This is a genomic window from Bradyrhizobium sp. CAR08 (assembly GCF_052871955.1).
In genome coordinates this window covers 17,959-32,183 of sequence record NZ_JBIXJX010000016.1, presented here as the reverse complement: position 1 = coordinate 32,183, position 14,225 = coordinate 17,959, and the positions used below count along the sequence as shown (strand labels likewise).

The 14,225-nt window shown below is 65.4% G+C and carries 15 protein-coding genes; 8 read left to right on the top strand and 7 right to left on the bottom strand.

Going from position 1 to position 14,225, the window contains the following annotated elements; all coding sequences use genetic code 11:
* Positions 1–14: 14 nt before the first annotated feature.
* Entirely contained in the window at positions 15–773 is a 759-nt protein-coding gene (locus ACIPUD_RS29215) for an ABC transporter substrate-binding protein (RefSeq protein WP_018455694.1), read from the bottom strand.
* Between the two features lie 180 nt (positions 774–953).
* On the opposite strand from ACIPUD_RS29215, the gene ACIPUD_RS29210 reads away from it, so the two are divergent.
* Entirely contained in the window at positions 954–1,610 is a 657-nt protein-coding gene (locus ACIPUD_RS29210; protein ID WP_018455696.1) for a helix-turn-helix domain-containing protein, read from the top strand.
* Positions 1,611–1,716: 106 nt separating this feature from the next.
* Here ACIPUD_RS29210 and ACIPUD_RS29205 read toward each other — a convergent pair whose 3' ends face one another.
* Complete coding sequence (locus ACIPUD_RS29205) at positions 1,717–2,982, bottom strand: D-amino acid dehydrogenase (RefSeq protein ID WP_085350328.1); 1,266 nt, start codon at positions 2,980–2,982, stop codon at positions 1,717–1,719.
* 69 nt (positions 2,983–3,051) lie between these two features.
* The gene (locus ACIPUD_RS29200; RefSeq protein ID WP_446482001.1) at positions 3,052–4,380 is read right to left on the bottom strand and encodes an aminotransferase class III-fold pyridoxal phosphate-dependent enzyme; all 1,329 of its coding nucleotides are present in this window, start codon (positions 4,378–4,380) and stop codon (positions 3,052–3,054) included.
* 149 nt (positions 4,381–4,529) lie between these two features.
* Here ACIPUD_RS29200 and ACIPUD_RS29195 point away from each other — a divergent pair, with 149 nt between their 5' ends.
* Both ACIPUD_RS29195 and ACIPUD_RS29190 read left to right on the top strand, forming a co-directional pair.
* On the top strand, positions 4,530–5,078 hold the full coding sequence (locus ACIPUD_RS29195; RefSeq protein ID WP_007600574.1) for a cupin domain-containing protein: 549 nt from the start codon (positions 4,530–4,532) through the stop codon (positions 5,076–5,078).
* Positions 5,079–5,218: 140 nt separating this feature from the next.
* Positions 5,219–5,371 (top strand): hypothetical protein, encoded by a 153-nt coding sequence (locus ACIPUD_RS29190; RefSeq protein WP_018455699.1) that lies wholly within the window; start codon positions 5,219–5,221, stop codon positions 5,369–5,371.
* A gap of 42 nt (positions 5,372–5,413) precedes the next feature.
* Here the strand turns inward: ACIPUD_RS29190 and ACIPUD_RS29185 are convergent, their stop codons facing one another.
* From ACIPUD_RS29185 to ACIPUD_RS29175, 3 genes are read right to left on the bottom strand one after another with little or no spacing between them, the layout of a single operon-like run.
* The gene (locus ACIPUD_RS29185) at positions 5,414–7,669 is read right to left on the bottom strand and encodes a xanthine dehydrogenase family protein molybdopterin-binding subunit (RefSeq protein ID WP_018455700.1); all 2,256 of its coding nucleotides are present in this window, start codon (positions 7,667–7,669) and stop codon (positions 5,414–5,416) included.
* Complete coding sequence (locus ACIPUD_RS29180; protein WP_247294681.1) at positions 7,662–8,717, bottom strand: FAD binding domain-containing protein; 1,056 nt, start codon at positions 8,715–8,717, stop codon at positions 7,662–7,664. Before ACIPUD_RS29180 ends, ACIPUD_RS29185 begins: the two co-directional genes overlap by 8 nt.
* Positions 8,714–9,211, bottom strand: coding sequence for a (2Fe-2S)-binding protein (locus ACIPUD_RS29175; RefSeq protein WP_018455702.1), 498 nt, complete (start codon positions 9,209–9,211; stop codon positions 8,714–8,716). Before ACIPUD_RS29175 ends, ACIPUD_RS29180 begins: the two co-directional genes overlap by 4 nt.
* Before the next feature lie 240 nt (positions 9,212–9,451).
* Between ACIPUD_RS29175 and ACIPUD_RS29170 the strand changes: the two genes are divergently transcribed.
* Positions 9,452–10,096, top strand: a complete 645-nt coding sequence (locus ACIPUD_RS29170) for a TetR/AcrR family transcriptional regulator (protein ID WP_247294712.1) — start codon at positions 9,452–9,454, stop codon at positions 10,094–10,096.
* Positions 10,097–10,149: 53 nt separating this feature from the next.
* Complete coding sequence (locus tag ACIPUD_RS29165; RefSeq protein WP_247294684.1) at positions 10,150–10,557, top strand: DUF4864 domain-containing protein; 408 nt, start codon at positions 10,150–10,152, stop codon at positions 10,555–10,557.
* Here the strand turns inward: ACIPUD_RS29165 and ACIPUD_RS29160 are convergent.
* Positions 10,554–11,819 carry an MFS transporter gene (locus ACIPUD_RS29160; protein ID WP_026233006.1) on the bottom strand — a complete coding sequence of 422 codons (1,266 nt, stop codon included), beginning with the start codon at positions 11,817–11,819 and terminating at the stop codon, positions 10,554–10,556. The genes ACIPUD_RS29165 and ACIPUD_RS29160 overlap by 4 nt on opposite strands.
* Before the next feature lie 176 nt (positions 11,820–11,995).
* On the opposite strand from ACIPUD_RS29160, the gene ACIPUD_RS29155 reads away from it, so the two are divergent.
* The 3 genes from ACIPUD_RS29155 (at position 11,996) to ACIPUD_RS29145 (ending at position 14,213) form a co-directional block, all read left to right on the top strand.
* Positions 11,996–12,418 (top strand): hypothetical protein, encoded by a 423-nt coding sequence (locus ACIPUD_RS29155; protein WP_018455707.1) that lies wholly within the window; start codon positions 11,996–11,998, stop codon positions 12,416–12,418.
* 79 nt (positions 12,419–12,497) lie between these two features.
* Complete coding sequence (locus ACIPUD_RS29150; RefSeq protein ID WP_018455708.1) at positions 12,498–12,782, top strand: hypothetical protein; 285 nt, start codon at positions 12,498–12,500, stop codon at positions 12,780–12,782.
* 9 nt (positions 12,783–12,791) lie between these two features.
* Positions 12,792–14,213: a TolC family protein gene (locus ACIPUD_RS29145; protein ID WP_247294686.1), complete on the top strand. Its 1,422-nt coding sequence runs from the start codon at positions 12,792–12,794 to the stop codon at positions 14,211–14,213.
* Positions 14,214–14,225 lie beyond the last annotated feature (12 nt).

The window sequence follows — 14,225 nt, the reverse complement described above, 5'->3', positions numbered from 1 at the left end:
ATGGCCTCTGCCGATCAACCCTGTGCCTTCAGACCCCATTTATCGAGGATCTTGTCGATGGTGCCGTTGGCCTTCAGCTTGGCGAGCGAAGCGTTGATCTTGCCGAGCAGCGCGGCCTCGCCCTTGCGCACGCCGATGCCCACCGAACCGACGGTGACGGGCTTGTAGCCATCGACCAGGCGCACCTCGGGGAAGCCGCCCTGCTTCAGATTGTAGGCGAGGATCGGATAGTCGGCGTAACCGGCCTTGAGGCGGCCGGTGTTCACGTCGCGCAGGATGTCGGGGATGGTGTCGTAGGCCTTGACATCGGCGAACAGGCCGGACTTCTTCAGCGCGTCGACGAAGGCGGTGCCGACCTGAGCGCCGACCGTCTCGCCCTTCAGATCGTCCTGGGTGGCGTAGGCCTTGGTGTCGCTCTTGGGGACCACGAGGCCTTCGCCATAGGTGTAGATCGGGTCGGAGAAGTCGACGACCTCCTTGCGCGGCGCTGTGATGAACATCGCGGCCGCGATGATGTCGATCTTGCTTGATGTCAGCGACGGGATCAGGGCCGAGAACTGCATCGGCTCGATCTGCACGTTGAAGCCGGCATCCTTGCCCACTTCAGTGACGAGATCGACCATGATGCCCTGGATGCTATTGGTCTTGGTGTCGAGGAAGGTGAAGGGAATGCCTGTCGGCGTCGAGCCGACCTTCAGCACTTGCTGCGCCGAGGCCGGCGCTGCTGCGGCAATCGCGAGTGCCGCGAGCGCGGCCAGACCAAAACGCTTCATCGCATCCCCCTTGGGCCCGACCGATGGCGGCGCTCGCAAACCTCGTCATCGCAGACGTTGCGGGCAAAGCCGTTTCGGCCTATTTTCACCAATATGAAAATTTGGTCACACTTCTGCGGCCGATGCAAGTGGTTTTCATGCACATGAAGGAAGCGGTTTGACGTGAGCGGTGGCAAGAGAATGCACAGGCCGGCCGCCGCAAAGCCGGTGAAGAAGGTGAAGGTGAAAGCCTCCGCCCGGGCTATCGCCAAAGCGGCCGAGCCGGCGATGGATGTTGCGGTCGGCCGCCGCATCCGCGATCTCAGGCGCATCAGGCAATTCTCGCTCGAGACGGTTGCCTCGCGCACGGAGCTGTCGATCGGTTTCCTCAGCCAGATCGAGCGCGGACTGTCGTCGCCGTCGCTGCGCGTGCTGGCCACGCTCGCCGACGTGCTCGGCGTCGGCATCGCCGCGCTGTTCGGCGCGAGCCCGAACGCCGACGGTGCACCAGATCAGGTGGTCACGCGCGGACTGCAGCGGCCCGAGCTGAAGCTCTGGCGCACCGGCGTGTCCAAGCAGTTGCTGAGCCCCGCCAGCCCCGACAACCGGCTCAACCTGTTCCTGGTGCATCTGGAGCCGGGCGGCTCCACCGGTGACGAGCTCTACACCCATGACGGCGAGGAAGCCGGCCTCGTTCTCGAAGGCGAGATGATGCTGACGGTGGACAGCGAGACGTGGTCGCTGAAGACGGGCGACAGTTTTCGGTTTGCAAGCCGTCGGCCGCACCGGTTTTCAAATCCAGCCAATGACGCGAAGGCGGTGGTGCTGTGGGTGAATTGCGTGACGGGGACGGCGTAGCGCAGCCGTCATTGCCAGCGAAGCGAAGCAATCCACATTCTCACCGCGGAGACACTCTGGATTGCTTCGTCCCGAGAGCTCCTCGCAATGACGGGAGGATAGAGTCTTAGCCAAACCGGTACTTGTACCGGTCCACTGTCAGCGCACTCACATCAATGTCCGGCTTTTTGCCTGACAGCATGTCGGCGAGCACGCGGCCGGAGCCGCAGGACATGGTCCAGCCTAGCGTGCCATGGCCGGTGTTGAGGTGAAGGTTGGCGTATTGCGTCGGGCCGATCACGGGCGGGCCGTCCGGCGTCATCGGGCGCAGGCCGCTCCAGAACGTCGCCTTGGAGAGATCGCCGCCTCGCGGGAACAGATCGGTCAGCGAGTGATCGAGCGTGGCGCGCCGCGCACCATAGAGCTGGCTCGAGAAGCCGGAGATTTCGGCGGTGCCGCCGACGCGGATGCGATTGCCGAGGCGCGTGATGGCGACTTTATAGCTCTCGTCCATCACCGTCGATTCCGGCGCGCCGGAAGCGTCCTTGATCGGTACCGTGATCGAATAACCCTTCACGGGATAGACTGGCAGCGAAATATCGAGCGGCGCGACCAGCCGCGACGACCAGCTTCCGAGCGCGAGCACGTAAGCGTCTGCCTGCAACATCCCAGCGCTGGTCGCGACGCCGCTGACGCGCGCCCCGTCGGTGACGATGCGGTCGATGCCGGTATTGAACATGAAGCGCACGCCGAGCGCTTCGGCATGCTTGGCCAGTGCCTGCGTGAACATGTGACAATCGCCGGTCTCGTCCTGCGGCAAGCGTAGTCCGCCCGCGAACTTCTCCTTCACGCCCGCCAGCGCCGGCTCGGCCGCGATGCAGCCCTCACGGCTCAGCACCTCGAACGGCACGCCGTATTGCTTGAGCACGGCGATGTCCTCACCGGTGCCGTCGAGCTGGGCCTGGTAGCGAAACAGCTGCAGCGTGCCCTGTGAGCGCTCGTCATATTGAATGCCGATGTCGCGGCGCAGGTCGCGCAGGCAATCGCGGCTGTATTCCGCGATCGGAATCATCCGGCTCTTGTTGATCGCGTAGCGTTCGCTGGTGCAGTTGCGCAGCATCTTGAGCAGCCAGACCCACATCACGGGATCGAGCTTCGGCCGGATCACCAGCGGGCCGTGCTTCATCAGCAGCCATTTGACCGCCTTCACCGGGACGCCGGGACCGGCCCACGGCGAGGAATAGCCGGGCGACACTTCGCCGGCATTGGCAAAGGAGGTCTCGAGCGCCGGTTCGGGCTGACGGTCGACAACCGTCACCTCATGGCCGGCACGCGCGAGGTAGTAGGCAGAGGTGACACCGATGACACCGCTGCCGAGGATCAGAACTTTCACGCTTGGTCAAACTCCCGCGGCATCACGCTCGCCGCTGCAAGAGGAACTCGGCAACGGCGAGAGCAATTATCAGGCCACCCGCTTGATGGCATCGCCGAGGATCGACACGATATCGTCGATGTGGCTCGTCTCGACGATGAGCGGAGGCGACAGCGCAAAGCTATCGCCGCTCATGCGGAAGTACAGCCCGCGATTGAAGCAGTCGACCATGACGTCGTAGCCACGCACGCCGACGGTGCCGTCACGCGGCGACAGCTCGACCGCGCCCATCAGGCCGCAATTGCGGATATCGACGACGTTGGGCAGGCCCTTCAGCGAATGCAGCGCGTCGCGCCAGTATTCAGAGATCGAAGCACCGCGCGTCAGCAGGCCTTCATCCTTGTAGATGTCGAGCGTCGCGATGCCCGCGGCGCAGGCGACCGGGTGCGCCGAATAGGTGTAGCCGTGGAACAGCTCCATCGCGTTCTCCGGGCCGACCATCAGGCCGTCGTGAACCTTGCGGCTCGCAAACACGGCGCCGCAGGGAACGGTGCCGTTGGTGATGCCCTTGGCCGTCGTCATCATGTCAGGCGTGACGCCGAAGAAGTTGGCGGCGAACGGCGTGCCGAGGCGGCCGAAGCCGGTGATGACCTCGTCGAAGATCAGGAGAATACCGTGCTTATCGCAGATGTCGCGCAGGCGCTGGAGATAGCCCTTCGGCGGCGGCAACACCGCGGTCGATCCGGGCACTGGCTCGACGATGACGGCGGCGATGGTCTCGGCGCCATGCAGGGCCACCAACCGCTCGAGATCATCGGCGAGCTCGGCGCCATGCTCGGGCTGATCCTTGGCGAAGGCGTTGCGGGTGAGATCGTGGGTGTGACGGATGTGGTCGACGCCCGGCAGCAGGGTCGCGAAGGCGCGGCGGTTGGCGACCATGCCGCCGACCGAGGTGCCGCCGAAGCCGACGCCGTGATAGCCGCGCTCGCGGCCGATCAGACGGGTGCGGCTCGCCTGGCCGTTGGCGCGGTGATAGGCGAGCGCGATCTTCAGCGCGGTGTCGACCGACTCGGAGCCGGAATTGGTGAAGAAGATGCGATCGAGGCCCTTCGGCGCGATCTCGGCCAGACGCTCGGCGAAGTCGAATGCCAGCGGATGGCCCATCTGGAACGACGGTGCGAAATCCAGCGTCATCAGCTGGCGCTCGACGGCGGCGGCGATCTGCTTGCGGCCGTGGCCGGCATTGACGCACCAGAGGCCGGCGGAGGCGTCGATCACCTTGCGGCCGTCGACGGTGGTGTAGTGCATGCCCTCGGCCGAGGAGAACAGGCGCGGCGCCTTCTTGAATTGCCGGTTGGCCGTGAACGGCATCCAGAACGAGTCGGTCTTGATGGTGTTCGGAATCTGATGAAGGGTCACGGGCCACGCTCCTTTGCTGACCTGCTACCAGAGGCACGGCTTGAAAAGCGCAACAAGTCCTTTTCTGAGAGGCTGCAAGCCATTGATTTAACTGGGGCTGCCGGTCCATATTTGCGCGATCCGCAACACCTGCAACACGGGACAGGGACATGAGCGTCGATATCGGTGGACGGCTGCGATTCATCCGGGCGCGCCAGAAGCTGTCGCAGCGCGAACTCGCCAAGCGCGCCGGCGTCACCAATTCGACGATCTCGCTGATCGAATCCAACCAGATGAACCCGTCGGTCGGCGCCCTCAAGCGCATCCTCGACGGCATTCCGATGGGGCTCGCCGAATTCTTCGCGCTGGAGCCGGAGAGCCGGCGCAAGATATTTTACCGCGGCGAAGAGCTGACCGAGGTCGGCAAGAAGCCGATCTCCTATCGGCAGATCGGCGACAATCTGTTCGGTCGCAGCCTGCAGATCCTGAAGGAGCGCTACGAGCCCGGCAGCGACACCGGGCGCGTTCACCTCGTCCATGACGGGGAGGAAGGCGGCATCGTGATCTCGGGAAAGCTCGAAGTCACCGTCGAGGACGAGCGCCGCATCCTCAATCCGGGCGATGCCTATTACTTCGAGAGCCGGCGTCCGCATCGCTTCCGCTGCGTCGGCGGCAAGCCGTGCGAGGTGATCTCGGCCTGCACACCGCCGACATTTTAAAGTTATCCGCGATCCTACGGAGCCACCGGTATCTTACGGAGCTTGAGCCATCTCAATTTCCGCAGCCTGATCCTCTATATATTTCGAGCCATAGCCAAGCAGCCTCCGCTTTCCGGAGCCGCTTCGTAACAGGGCTCGCTATGAAGATCACGCTCGCAAATGCAGAGGCCGCACTCGATGAAGTGCAGCGCGACAACGACAAGCTCCATTCGGAGGAGCTGCGCAAGGCCATCGCGAACTACATCGAGTCGCAGCGAGAAGCGCTCAAGGCTCTTCGCAAGAAGCTGCACTAGCAGGCGGAGAGCGAGACAGCCTCGCCGGCCCGCGGCCTCAGGCTACGTCAGCAACTCCTCGATCCGGATCGGAAAACGGCGGACACGCACCCCAGTCGCATGCCACACCGCGTTGGCGACCGCGCCCGCACTGCCGGTGATGCCGATCTCGCCGACACCCTTGATACCGAGCGCGTTCACGTGCGGGTCGTGCTCATCGACCGTGATCACGTCGAGCGGCGGCACGTCGGCATTCACCGGGATATGGTACTCGCCGAGATTGGCGTTCATGATCCGGCCCGTGCGGCGGTCGGTGATGGCTTCCTCGTGCAACGCAAAGGACAGGCCCCAGATCATGCCACCGAACAGCTGGCTCTGCACCATACGCGGGTTGACGATGCGTCCCGCGGCGAAAGCGCCGACCATGCGGGTGACGCGGACCTGGCCGAGCTCGGGATCGACCTTCACCTCCGCGAACACCGCGCCGTGGGCGTGCATCGCATACTCCTCCATCGCCGCCGGATTCGGCGCGCCCGTGCCGCGCGCCTCGAGCTCGGCGACGCCGGCGCGCGCGAGAATCTCGGAATAGCTTTCGCCGCGGCTCTCGTCGTCGCGCCGGATCAACCTGCCATCGCGCGCGATCACGCCGGCATTGCCGGCGCCAAACAGCGGCGAGCGCTCATCGTTGGTGGCGAGATCGGCGAGTTTTGCAATCACGGCCGCGCCTGCGCTGTGGATCGCGGCACCCGCGGTTGCCGTGTGTGCCGAGCCGCCGGCGATGCCGGCATCGGGCAGGTCGGATGAACCCGCCTTGAACTCGACGCGGTCGATATCAAGCCCCAGTTCGTCGGCCGCAATCTGCGCCAGCGCCGTCCAGGCGCCCTGCCCCATGTCATGCGCGCCGATTTCCATGGCGCCGGAGCCGTCGCGGCGAAGCACTGCGCGTGCCTCGGCCTGGAACATCAGCGCCGGGAACGTCGCGGTGCCCATGCCCCAGCCGACCAGAAGGCCATCGTCGTCGCGCATCTGCCGCGGCTGGAGCGATCGCTTCGCCCAGCCGAAGCGCGCCGCTCCCTGCTCGTAGCAGGCGCGCAATGCCTTGGACGAGAACGGCTTGCCGGTGATGGGCTCGACCTCGGCATAGTTCTTCAGACGAAAGGCGAGCGGATCGATGCCGCAAGCCCACGCCATCTCGTCGATCGCGCTCTCTAGCGCGATCGAGCCGGTGGCCTCGCCCGGCGCGCGCATGAACAACGGCGTGCCGGTGTTGACGCGCACGGCATCATGCGAGGTGCGGATCGCGGGCGCCGCATAGAGCGTGTGCGAGGCATCAGCCGCGGGTTCGTAGAAATCGTCGAACGTGCTCGACACGGTCCTCGCATGGTGATCGAGCGCGGTCAGGCGCCCCTCGCCATCTGTGCCGATGCGCAGCCGCTGCCGCGTCGGCGCGCGATGGCCGACCGGGCCGTACATCTGCTCACGGCGCAGCACCAGCTTGACCGGTTTGCCGACGAGCTTTGCCGCCATGATGCCGAGCACCGGAGGGCCGGCCATGAGCCCCTTCGAGCCGAAGCCGCCGCCGAGGAACGGGCTGCGGATGTGGATCTTGTCGTGCGCGATGCCGAATAATTCGGCAACGCGCGCCAGCGACAGCATGAGACCCTGGGTCGGCATGTCGATCTGCAGACTGTCGCCGTCCCAGGCAGCCACGATCGCATGCGGCTCCATCGCATTGTGATATTGCGGCGGCGTCTCGTAGATCGCGTCGATCCGCTTGTCGGCGGAGGCAAGCCCCGCCTCGACATCGCCGCGGTGATTTTCCGTGGGGTTGCCGACACCGACGACCGGCGGCACGAAGCTTTCACCCGCATCGAGGCCGATGAGCGCGGGCAGCGTCTCGTAGCGCGGCGCCAGCAGCGCCGCGCCTTCGGTCGCAGCCTCCAGCGTCTCGGCGATCACGACGGCGATCGGCTGGTTGGCGTAGCGGACCTCATTGCTCTGCAACACCTCCATCCGGAACACGAAGGGATTGGTCTTGATCTCGGGATCGATCGCGAGCCCAGGCTTGTGGTCTGGCGTCATGACATCGACGACGCCGGGGTGGCGCTTGGCGGCGCTGACGTCGAGCGAAGTCACGCGGCCGTGCGCGATGCTGGAAACGGCCATCACTGCAAACAGCATACCGGGCGGATGATTGTCAGCGGCGTAGGTCGCCTGGCCTTTGACCTTAAGCACGCCGTCGCGGCGGGTCAGCGGCTGGCCGATGTTCGAGCCGTGGCGCAGATGAGCGGGCGCGCTGGTGAGATTAACCTCAGGCATGAATGGCTCCGGACGTCGAGGCAAAGGGAGAGGCCGGCAGCGCGGGGATGCGCGCAGGCGTACCGGCAGCGGCGAGGCTCAGCGCGCGCACGACGATGCGGCGCGCGAGCTCGATCTTGAAGGCGTTGTCGCCGGACGGTTTTGCGTCGGCGAGCGCGCGCGAGGCGGCTTCCTGGAAAGCGTGCACCGTGGGCGCGACGTTCCTGAGCATGTCCTCCGCAGCGCGGGCGCGCCAGGGCTTTGCGGCGACGCCGCCGAGCGCAAGCCGCGCCTCCGCGATCTTGCCGTTCTCGATCCGCAGCGCAGCCGCAGCCGAGACGACGGCGAACGCGTAGGACGTTCTATCGCGGACCTTGAGATAGCGCGCATGAGCGGCAAAGCCGCGCGCCGCGGGCGGCAGACGCACCGCGACGATGAGATCCCCCGGTTCGAGCGCCGATTCACGCTCAGGCGTATCGCCGGGCAGGCGATGCAGTTCGTCGAGCGCGATCTCGCGCCGCCCGTTCCTGCCTTCGATCTCGACGATGGCGTCGAGCGCGACCAGCGGCACGCAGAAATCGGACGGATGCGTGGCGATGCAGTTTTCGCTCCAGCCGAGCACGGCGTGGGTGCGGTTCTCGCCGTCGCGGGCGTCGCAGCCGCTGCCGGCCTCGCGCTTGTTGCAGCGGCTTGCGGTGTCGTAGAAATACGCGCAGCGCGTCCGCTGCAGCAGATTGCCGCCGACGGTCGCGGCATTGCGCAGTTGCGCCGATGCGCCGGAGAGCAGCGCTTCGGCGACGGCCGGATAGGCCTTGGCAAAGTCTGCGTCATGCGCAAGATCGGCGTTGCTCACCAGTGCGCCGATGCGGATACCACCGTCGGCGAGGCGCTCGACCCGATCGAGTCCGTCGAGATGGGTAACGTCGACCAGACGATCCGGACGGCTGACGCCGCCCTTCATCAGATCGAGCAGATTGGTGCCGGCGGCGAGATAGACGGCGCCCGGCTGCGTCGCGGCCGCGACGGCTTCGGCGACCGTGGCGGGCCTGACATAATCAAATTGCTTCATGCGGAGCGCCTCTGATTGGATTCGTCCATGCCGGCCTGCGCGTCGAGCACGGCATCGACGATGCCGGCATAGGCGCCGCAGCGACACAGATTGCCGCTCATGCATTCGCGAATGCGCTCGGGATCGTTGCCGGCCTGTGCCTCGCTCATCATGCCGATCGCGCTCATGATCTGGCCGGGCGTGCAGAAGCCGCACTGAAATCCGTCGTGGGAGATGAAAGCGGCCTGCACGGGGTGAAGCTGGTCGCCGCGCGCCAGGCCCTCGATGGTGAGAATGTCGGCGCCATCATGACTGATGGCCAGCGCGAGACAGGAGTTGATGCGCTTGCCGTCGACGAGAATGGTGCAGGCGCCGCATTGGCCGCGGTCGCATCCCTTCTTGGTTCCGGTCAGGTGGAGGCGCTCACGCAGGAGATCGAGCAGCGTGACGCGCGGATCGTCGAGGACGAAGTCGCGCCGCGCACCGTTCACGGTGAGGCTGATGGAGTGGTTCATACAAGGCTCCGATCAGGAATAGACATGAGTGATCGCGCAGCGCGCCACCGCCGTGGCCGCCGTCGATATGCGCCCCCCGAACATCATCCGGGGCAACGACTTCAGCGAAGATACGGAGGCAGCCTCCGCTTAACAAGGGCCGGCGGGAAATATTTGGAATTCGTCAAAAGCCCGTGCGCATCAGCGCGATGCAGCCCCGTAAGGGTTCAATCTAACCAATTCGTGATCTACATTGCGTGGATGGACGACCACACCACCGACCAGACCCGCAAGCCCCGTGCCGATGCCGTGCGCAATCGCGAGCGCGTGCTCGAGGCGGCCAAGGCCGTGTTCAACGCGGGTGGTCCGGAGGCGAGCCTGGAGGCGGTGGCAAAACGCGCCGGCGTTGGCATCGGCACGCTCTATCGGCATTTCCCGACCCGCGAGGATTTGTTCGAGGCGGTGTACCGGCGCGAGGTCGAGCAGCTCAGCGAGCTCGCCGAGCAGTTGAAGAACGCCAGTGACCCGGTCGACGCGCTCAGGCGCTGGCTGCGCTCAGGAGTCGAATTCGTTGCCACCAAGAAGGGCATGGTGGCAGCCTTGGCACTCGCGGTGCAGAGCGGGTCGGAGTTGCATGCCTTTTCCTTTGAGCGCCTGACCAAGGCGATCGGCTCGCTGCTCGATCGCGCAGCCGCGGCCGGCGCGATGCGCGCGGACGTCAGTCCCGAGGACTTGCTGCGCGCGTTCTTTGGCATGTGCTACATGCACGACCAGCCCGGCTGGCAATCCTCGGTGCTGCGGATGCTCGACGTGTTCGTTGACGGTTTGCGGGTGCAGCCTGCCATGAAAGCCAAGGTCCGCGCGTCCGCCAAGCCTGCGAAGCCGGCTGCAAAGCGGAAGCGATAGCCCTCGAGATGTGCTAGGATCGGCGCCGCCGGGATTTCAACGCGGAGCTTGTCATGCGCATCGCCGCCTTGCTGGTCTTTCTCAGTGTCGCCTTCGGTCCCATCTCAGCGCGCGCCGACGATGTCGCGACGGCACAGAGTATCATCCGCGCCCAGGAGCAGGCATTCGGCCGTGACGACGCGCGCGGGGCCTATTCCTACGCCGCTCCTGCGATCCAGGAGATCTTCCCCGCGCCCGACATCTTCATGTCCATGGTGCAAAACGGCTATCCGCCGGTGTACCGGCACAAGAGCTTTGAATTTGGCGGCAGCAAGAGCGAGGGCAGCCGGATTGCCCAGCACGTCCATATCATCGATGCCAATGGCGAGGCCTGGGAAGCGCTCTACACGCTGGAGCAGCAACCGGACGGCAGCTACAAGATCACGGGTTGTTCGCTGCTGAAGGTGGGACAGGCAGTCTAGGTCGCAAAACCCGGACCGGTCCTGACTGCATTGATCCGCGAGCGGATCAGCAGCGTCAAGACGATGCCGATATTGAGCGCGTTCCACGCCACGCCGTTGGCGAACGCCGCCGCGTAGGAACCTGTCGCGTCGAAGATGACGCCCGAGACCCAGCCGCCGAAGGACATGCCGAACACGGACGCGAAGATCACGATGCCGACGCGGGTTGCGGCCTCGCTCGCCGGCATCGCCTCGCGTACGATGATGGCATAGCTCGGAACGATCCCGCCCTGGAACAGGCCGAACATCGCTGAGATCAAATAGAGCGAGGTCAGGCCGTCGAAGAACAGATAGAACACGAGTGCGAAGCCTTGCGCCACCGCACCGATCAGCAGTGTGGGGATGCCGCCGATCTTGTCGGCGAGGTAGCCCGAGCCGATCCGGCTGACGATGCCGCAGGCCATCATCAGCGACAGCATCTCGGCGCCGCGCGCCACGCCATATCCGAGATCGCCGCAATAGGCGACGATATGCACCTGCGGCATTGCCATGGCGACGCAGCAGGAAATGCTGGCGATCGAGAGCAGCACCGTCAGCGTGTTGGTCGAGAGCTTGAGGTCGACCCGCGGCGGCGCTGCATTGGCATGATCGTGAACCTTGTCGTCGCCCATCTGCGCGCGCAGGACCAGCACCAGGATGGTCATCAGGCTGACGCAGACGAGGCCGATGCCGATATGAGTGAAGCGCCAGCCGATCGTCTGCATGCCCGTGCTCACGAGCGGCGGCCACATCGTGCCGGCGACATAATTGCCGCTGGCGACGATCGTCACGGCCAGGCCGCGATAGCGCTCGAACCAGTGCGAGGCCTCCGCCATCAGCGGCGCAAAGGTCGCCGACGTGCCGAGCCCGATCAGGAAATACGCCGCCACGAACTGCCAGAGCTGGGTCGACAGACCCGCCAGCACATTGGCGACCCCGAGGAAGGCAATGCTGATCGCCATAGCCGCCACGATGCCGAAGCGGTCGGTGATCCTGCCGGCGATGACGCCGCCAAGCCCGAAACCGAACATCATCAGGGTGAAAGCCAGCGACACCGCGCCGCGCGTGGCGGAGAATTCGGCTTGCACCGCGGGAATCATGACGACGATCGCCCACATGCCGACGCCGCCGATCGAGCCGATCAGAAGCGCAATGACGAGGCGCATCCAGGCCTGACGCGAATCAGGGGTGAATGCTTCGGGTGTTTGTCCTGACTGATTTGGTGCGTGCACGGGCGGGACCATGGCCCGCGGATCACCACAGGGTCAACCATTGTGGCGCGATATTGGGCATGCACGGTGCACTGCGGTAAGATGGAGCTTGGCGAACGCGCGTTTTGTCATTATTTTGCAAATCAGCGCATGCAACACGGCGGCGCGGAGAGCATGTCGGCGGAATGTTGCTGCGATTGACACGATCGATGCGGATCAAGGTGGGGCGCTTCATTGCCTTCGCCTATCTGTTCTGCGTGATCGCGCCGGCCGCAAGCCTCGCCTGGGGTAGCGCTCCAGCACCGTGCCTCGACGACGCGCTTCTCGCCGACCGCGTGCCGGTGCATCACCAGATGCAGGCCGGCCACACGCATGACGGCGCCTCGCATGACCACGCCAGGCCGCATGCGCATCATCAGGGCGCCGCGCAGGACGCGCCCCCCACCCCTCATCATCACGGCGGCAAGGGTACGGCGGGACCGTGCTGCGCGATGATGTGCGTGAGCGCGCTGCCGGCCGACCTGCCCAGCGTCGCAAAGTCGCTTCAGCCGGTTTCCGCCTGCTCGCCCGAGATCGTGGCCAGCCTGCACAGCGCGGCGCCGCCCCTGCACTACCGCCCTCCGATCGCCTGATCTGACGCGCGACGACGTCAGGCCGAGCGCGCATCCGCGCGCGCGCACCTGTGGTCTCCAGACAGATCAGGGATGACTCATGCTTACGCTTTCCGGGGCGAAGTCCGCCGCTGCATCCGCGGCGCGGGGACGACACTTTCGATTCAATTGGCCGCTGCTGGCCGCGACGGCCTTGGCGTTGTCCGGCTGCATGCCGGCAACGATACAAGTCGCTGGCGCTGATCCTGCCGATCCCGCGGCCAAGATCGCGCGCGCCGGCTATCGTTCGACGATTGCGCCCTACACCAGCCTGCGGCCCGCGACGCCGGCACCATGGCGCGAGCGCAACGAGAGCGTCGCGCCGCAGCTCAAGCAAGACCGGTAGGAGCGCGCCATGACACATCGTCTCGCGCTAAGCCTGCTCGGTCTCACCTCGTTTGGACTTGCAGGCTGCGCCGCCTTCTCGCCCGACAGCGGCATGAAGGCCGTCTCGGAACTGACGAGCCAGACCATCAACAAGGATGTCGCCTTTGTGCGAACAACCGAAGGAGCCGGCGCCGTCGACGCGCGCGGTCGCCAGCTGCTGTCGCGAACACTCAGCATCGAGACCGCCGTGCAGATCGCACTGCTCAACAACAAGGGGCTTCAGGCCGCTTATAACGAGCTGGCGCTGGCCGAGACCGATCTCGTCGAGCAGAGCCTGCCGCCCAATCCCGTGTTCTCGGTCTCCCGGATCTCGGGCAACGGCGCCAGCGAAATCGAGCGTCAAATTGTCGGCGACATCCTCGCGCTCGCCACCCTGCCGTTCCGCTCGGAAATCGCCCGCGACCGTTTCCGCCAGGCGCAATTGCGCGCAAGCCTGGCGACGTTGCGGCTTGCCGCCGATGTCCGCCGCGCTTATTGGCGCGCCGTTGGCGGCAACGAGATGGTGGCGTTGCTGACGGATGCGAAGGCGACGGCGGAATCAACCGCGCAGCTCGCGGTCAAGCTCGGCGAAACTGGCTCGATCAACAAGCTCGATCAGGCCCGAGAACAGGTGTTTTACGCCGAAACCACCGCCGACCTCGCCACCGCGCGACAGACGGCGACGAGCGCGCGCGAAAAGCTGGCGCGCCTGATGGGGCTGTGGGACGGCGGCCTCGACTTCCGGCTGCCCAATCAACTGCCGCCGCTGCCACGCCGGCCGCAGGCTTTGCCGTCGATCGAAGCCGACGCGGTCGCCCATCGCATCGACCTGCAGATCGCGCGGCTCGAGCTGAGCGCGCTCGCAAAGTCGCTGAACCTCACGGAGGCGACGCGCTTCGTGACCCTGCTCGATCTCGCCGGCATCTCCCGCCGCACCCGGGATCCGGAAGGCGCGCCGTTCCGCGAGCGCGGCTTCGACGTGCAGTTCCAGATCCCGATCTTCGACGGCGGCGAGGTGCGGGTGCGGCAGGCGGCGGAGACCTACAATTTCGCCTTCAACCGGCTGACCGAGCGCGCCGTGAATGTACGCTCCGAGGCACGCGATGCTTATCGGGTCTATCGCTCCGGCTACGACATCGCCAGCCATTATCAGCGCGAGATCATCCCCTTGCGAAAAATCATCACCGAGGAGATGCAGCTCCGCTTCTCCAGCATGCAGGTCGATATCTTCGCGCTGCTCACCGAGGCGCGGCAGCGGCTCGCGTCGCTGCGCGGTGCAATCGATGCCAGGCAAAGATTTTTCCTTGCCCAATCCGACTTGCAGACCGCCGTCAATGGCGGCGGCGCGCCTGCTGACGGCGACAATTCAACCACTCTCGCCGCGGCAGCGCCTGCCGATGGCGGTCACTGACATGGAGGCCAA

What these genes read in the sequence shown, in the direction of transcription:
- ACIPUD_RS29195 (WP_007600574.1), top strand. Translation starts at nt 4,530, where the DNA reads ATGAGCGTCGATATCGGTGGACGGCTGCGATTCATCCGGGCGCGCCAG.
- ACIPUD_RS29185 (WP_018455700.1), bottom strand. Translation starts at nt 7,669, where the DNA reads ATGCCTGAGGTTAATCTCACCAGCGCGCCCGCTCATCTGCGCCACGGC.
- ACIPUD_RS29160 (WP_026233006.1), bottom strand. Translation starts at nt 11,819, where the DNA reads ATGGTCCCGCCCGTGCACGCACCAAATCAGTCAGGACAAACACCCGAA.
- ACIPUD_RS29150 (WP_018455708.1), top strand. Translation starts at nt 12,498, where the DNA reads ATGCTTACGCTTTCCGGGGCGAAGTCCGCCGCTGCATCCGCGGCGCGG.
- ACIPUD_RS29170 (WP_247294712.1), top strand. Translation starts at nt 9,452, where the DNA reads ATGGACGACCACACCACCGACCAGACCCGCAAGCCCCGTGCCGATGCC.
- ACIPUD_RS29190 (WP_018455699.1), top strand. Translation starts at nt 5,219, where the DNA reads ATGAAGATCACGCTCGCAAATGCAGAGGCCGCACTCGATGAAGTGCAG.
- ACIPUD_RS29165 (WP_247294684.1), top strand. Translation starts at nt 10,150, where the DNA reads ATGCGCATCGCCGCCTTGCTGGTCTTTCTCAGTGTCGCCTTCGGTCCC.
- ACIPUD_RS29145 (WP_247294686.1), top strand. Translation starts at nt 12,792, where the DNA reads ATGACACATCGTCTCGCGCTAAGCCTGCTCGGTCTCACCTCGTTTGGA.
- ACIPUD_RS29215 (WP_018455694.1), bottom strand. Translation starts at nt 773, where the DNA reads ATGAAGCGTTTTGGTCTGGCCGCGCTCGCGGCACTCGCGATTGCCGCA.
- ACIPUD_RS29210 (WP_018455696.1), top strand. Translation starts at nt 954, where the DNA reads ATGCACAGGCCGGCCGCCGCAAAGCCGGTGAAGAAGGTGAAGGTGAAA.
- ACIPUD_RS29180 (WP_247294681.1), bottom strand. Translation starts at nt 8,717, where the DNA reads ATGAAGCAATTTGATTATGTCAGGCCCGCCACGGTCGCCGAAGCCGTC.
- ACIPUD_RS29175 (WP_018455702.1), bottom strand. Translation starts at nt 9,211, where the DNA reads ATGAACCACTCCATCAGCCTCACCGTGAACGGTGCGCGGCGCGACTTC.
- ACIPUD_RS29155 (WP_018455707.1), top strand. Translation starts at nt 11,996, where the DNA reads ATGCGGATCAAGGTGGGGCGCTTCATTGCCTTCGCCTATCTGTTCTGC.